This is a genomic window from bacterium, from assembly GCA_037131655.1.
Lineage (GTDB): Bacteria > Armatimonadota > Fimbriimonadia > Fimbriimonadales > JBAXQP01 > JBAXQP01.
In genome coordinates this window covers 1-3816 of record JBAXQP010000264.1, presented here as the reverse complement: position 1 = coordinate 3816, position 3816 = coordinate 1, and the positions used below count along the sequence as shown (strand labels likewise).

Annotated in this window: 5 protein-coding genes; 4 read left to right on the top strand and 1 reads right to left on the bottom strand. The window is 49.3% G+C overall.

Features of this window, described 5'->3' with window-relative positions; genetic code table 11:
* A partial coding sequence (gene rpsO / locus WCO51_10880) for a 30S ribosomal protein S15 (GenBank protein ID MEI6513758.1) occupies positions 1–283 on the bottom strand: 283 nt, incomplete at its 3' end.
* Between the two features lie 252 nt (positions 284–535).
* On the opposite strand from rpsO, the gene WCO51_10875 reads away from it, so the two are divergent.
* The 4 genes from WCO51_10875 to WCO51_10860 form a co-directional block, all read left to right on the top strand.
* On the top strand, positions 536–1483 hold the full coding sequence (locus WCO51_10875; GenBank protein MEI6513757.1) for a nitrilase-related carbon-nitrogen hydrolase: 948 nt from the start codon (positions 536–538) through the stop codon (positions 1481–1483).
* Positions 1484–1599: 116 nt separating this feature from the next.
* Entirely contained in the window at positions 1600–2325 is a 726-nt protein-coding gene (gene rph, locus WCO51_10870) for a ribonuclease PH (GenBank protein ID MEI6513756.1), read from the top strand.
* Positions 2322–3500, top strand: a complete 1179-nt coding sequence (gene ispG / locus WCO51_10865; GenBank protein ID MEI6513755.1) for a (E)-4-hydroxy-3-methylbut-2-enyl-diphosphate synthase — start codon at positions 2322–2324, stop codon at positions 3498–3500. Before rph ends, ispG begins: the two co-directional genes overlap by 4 nt.
* A 24-nt stretch (positions 3501–3524) precedes the next feature.
* On the top strand, positions 3525–3816 hold a 292-nt coding region (locus WCO51_10860; GenBank protein MEI6513754.1), incomplete at its 3' end, for a molybdopterin-binding protein.

Below are 3816 nucleotides of genomic sequence, written 5' to 3'. Positions count from 1 at the left end.
CTGCCGCACCGATCTGATCGCGGATACCAAGTCGACCGATTAGATCGCGGTAGCGTTGGACGTCCCGTGAGTAAATATATTTTAGAAAGCGGCGTCGTTTACCGACGAGAATGAGGAGACCGCGTCGAGAGTGGAAATCTTTCTTATGCGTTCGCAGGTGATCGGTAATCTGAAATATGCGAGCCGTATAAATTGCCACTTGCACTTCGGCTGAACCGGTGTCGCCTTCGTGCGTTTGGTAAGTGGTTACTATTTCCGCCTTGTTTTCCTTTGGTAAAGGCATTCTGAATCCTCCAGATGCTGTTCAAGTGGGATCAATGATTGAAGGTTTTTTGAAGCGTAAAAACACGTCGACCAGCAATCATTCGGAGGTCGCAAATGCCGCTCTGCGAAAACGCCTCAAGGGGCATGCTCGCACAACGGCACTAATTCGCCCTCCGATTGATCCAATTACAAATTAAGTGTACCAGCATGTAGGTGGAAGTGTCAATCTAAGACAAGCGCCGCCCGTTGAAGGTATAGTCGTAATTACAAGATGTTAGAGATTGTATCGGATATTAAACTTCAAAGACCGTTAATTTTAGCGGCAATCCAAATTCAAGCTGCACTTGATCATTATGCCTCTGCGGCGGCCTTTGAACAAAAAGTCTCCTCTATTTTGTCGCAAGTGGCTGACAAAGCTGGCAAAAATACGGATGTTTTGGTCGTTTTTCCTGAAGATTTTGGGCTTGGTCTTGTTTTAACTGAAGATTATCCGGCGATTACGAGCTGCCAAACTTTAACCGAAGCCGGTAGACGCATGCTCATTCGTCATGCCCCCAGCGTCACTCGTATCGCTTATCGCTATAAAATCCCTATCGTTCGAGCCATTCTTTCCGATCGATCAAAGTTTGTTCGGCATACCTATGCAGATGTTTTTCCAAAATTAGCAAAAAAGTATGGTTTTTACATCATGGCCGGCAGCGCTCCCATCCCAGAAGGCAAATGTCTTTTCAATCAAGGTTATCTTTTTGGCCCGAACGGTAATCTTGAGCTAACTGCACGCAAGGTTCAACTTGTACCGCTTGAAGAAGAGATGGGGCTAAACCTTTGCAGGGGGCAGGCGGATGCCCTTAAATGCGCACATCTTCCGATTGGCGTTGTAGGGATCGCCATCTGTCTTGACGCCTTTCATGAAGATATTATCGCCTCCCTCGCCGCCCAAAACGTCCAAATCTTGCTGCAGCCTTCATTTAATCCGCTCCCCTGGACCAAACAACAAGAAAAAGATTGGAAAACCGGTCTCTGGCAAGCCGTCCAACGCCACAAAGGTATCATCGGCGTCAACCCAATGATGGTCGGCGGCCTTCTAGACGTCATCGGCGAAGGCCTTTCCTCTATAGTCATTCATAAAGACCTCTCCTCCGACGGTTCCGGCTATCTAGCCAGAGCCAATTGCCCTACTGACGAGGAGATTTTGATGGTTAAGTTGGTTCCGAAGTAGTGATCTCGATGCATCAGTAGCTCAGCCTTGTAATGTAACCGGAGCGCTAACTCAAATCCCCTCACGGCAAATGAACTCACAGGTATAATTCAGGGCATCAATGGAGGCTTTTATATATGGCAAGACTTAACGGGCGAGCGGTTAATCAGCTTCGGCCAACGACGATGGAGCGGAGCGTTTCAAAATACGCCGAGGGTTCCTGTCTGATTACGATGGGCGATACGAAGGTGCTAATAACAGCAAGTGTCGAGGAGCGAGTACCCTCTTTTTTGAAGGGCACCGGTAAGGGATGGCTTACGGCCGAGTATTCGATGCTTCCCCGTTCATGCCGCCAACGAACGCCTCGCGATATTTCCAAAGGCCACATCAGCGGTCGATCTCAGGAAATACAAAGATTAGTCGGACGTTCACTGCGTGGAGTGGTTGATTTAACAAAGTTTGGCGAACGCTCGATTGTTGTTGACTGCGATGTGATTCAGGGCGATGGGGGCACACGCACCGCTTCCGTTACAGGCGCATTTGTTGCTGTCGCTGAAGCTTCTCAATGGATGATAAAGCAAGGTTTATTGACAGAGCACCCATTCAGCGAACCTGTAGCGGGAATAAGTATAGGGATTGTCGAAGACCTGGAGCTTTTAGACCTTGCCTATGAGGAAGACTCAGGCGCTGAAGTTGATATGAACGTGATTATGACCGAGGGGGGTAAGTTCATCGAGGTGCAGGGAACGGCTGAGGGCAAACCATACGATCGAGACCAATTAAACAGTTTGCTCGACCTTGCACAAGTTGGGCTGCGGGAACTGTTCATAATCCAGCGCAGCACTCTAGCTGACATATTATGATAACTATTAAACGGCGCAAAACACGCGAGGTTCGGGTGGGAAGCGTTGTAATCGGTGGAAATAATCCCATCGTCGTTCAGTCGATGATCACCGAGGAAACGCGTAACGTAGATGCTTGCGTTGAGCAGATTATGCAGATGCACGATGCCGGCTCTGAAATCGTACGCGTGACCACCCCTAGCCTGATGGAAGCGCGATGTTTGGGCGAAATCAAGAATAAACTTGCTCAGCGCAGCTATAATACGCCGCTTGTAGCTGATGTTCACCATCAGGGCAGCGATATCGCGGTTGCTGTTGCCGAATTTATCGATAAAATCCGAATCAACCCGGGCCTATTCGTATTCAGAAAACCAGATCAGCACACTGAATACACCGATCAAGAAATAGCCGCGGAGCTTATGGCCATCGAAGCTGAATTGCTGCCGGTCATAGAGGCATGCAAGAAGCGGGATATTGCGATGAGGATTGGGGTCAATCACGGCAGTCTTTCCGAGCGGTTAAAAGTGATGTTTGGCGATACCCCCGAAGGCATGGTCGAATCGGCCATGGAGTACCTGAGGCTTTGCGAAAAGCATGATTTCCGCAATTTAGTGATCTCCCTTAAAGCCAGCCGTGTTCCCATTGTCCTAGCCTCCAATCGGTTGATGGTCAAGCGAATGGACGAAGAAGGGATGAACTACCCGCTTCATTTAGGAGTGACCGAAGCCGGAGACGGCATGTATGCCCGAATTAAAAGCACTTCTGGAATTGCGACGCTATTGGCTGAAGGGATCGGGGACACAATCAGGGTTTCGTTGTCAGAAGACCCTCTCGAAGAGCTGCCGGTTTGCTATGATATCCTTCAATCGCTCGGGTTGCGAAAGACAAAAGTCGAGTTCATCGCTTGCCCCTCATGCGGGCGCACGAAGTTCAATCTTCCAAAAGTCTTGTCAGAGGTAAAAGCGGCGACGGAACATCTTGTTGGGTTGGATATTGCAGTCATGGGCTGCATCGTCAATGGTCCCGGCGAGATGGCCGATGCCGATTACGGATATGTCGGCAAAGGCAACGGAATGATTGCCCTTTACCGAGGCCATGATGCTGTCAAACAAAACATTCCCGAATCACGCGGCGTCGAAGAGCTAATCAACCTAATCAAATCCGATAAACGCTGGATCGATCCAGTCGAGAAATAAAATTGAGATGCTTTGGAGGGGTGAATGATCGCAGAAGTTGTATCAATTGGCACAGAATTGCTTTTAGGGCAGATTACTGATACGAATGCAGCCTATCTCGGGAAGGTTTTGGCGGGGATCGGTATTCCGGTTTATCGCCGGCAGACGGTGGGGGATAATCTCGAACGAGTTGCCGATGCAATAAAACTCGCCTTGTCACGTTCGGATTTGCTCGTGATCATCGCAGGGTTAGGGCCAACTGAAGATGATTTGACTCGCGAAGGCATCGCCGCGGCAATTGGGGAGGATCTGATTTTCGATCCCGATCTCCAAGCCC

Excerpts from the sequence above, each read along its gene's own strand:
- ispG (MEI6513755.1), top strand. The coding sequence starts at position 2,322 with ATGATAACTATTAAACGGCGCAAAACACGCGAGGTTCGGGTGGGAAGC.
- WCO51_10875 (MEI6513757.1), top strand. The coding sequence starts at position 536 with ATGTTAGAGATTGTATCGGATATTAAACTTCAAAGACCGTTAATTTTA.
- rph (MEI6513756.1), top strand. The coding sequence starts at position 1,600 with ATGGCAAGACTTAACGGGCGAGCGGTTAATCAGCTTCGGCCAACGACG.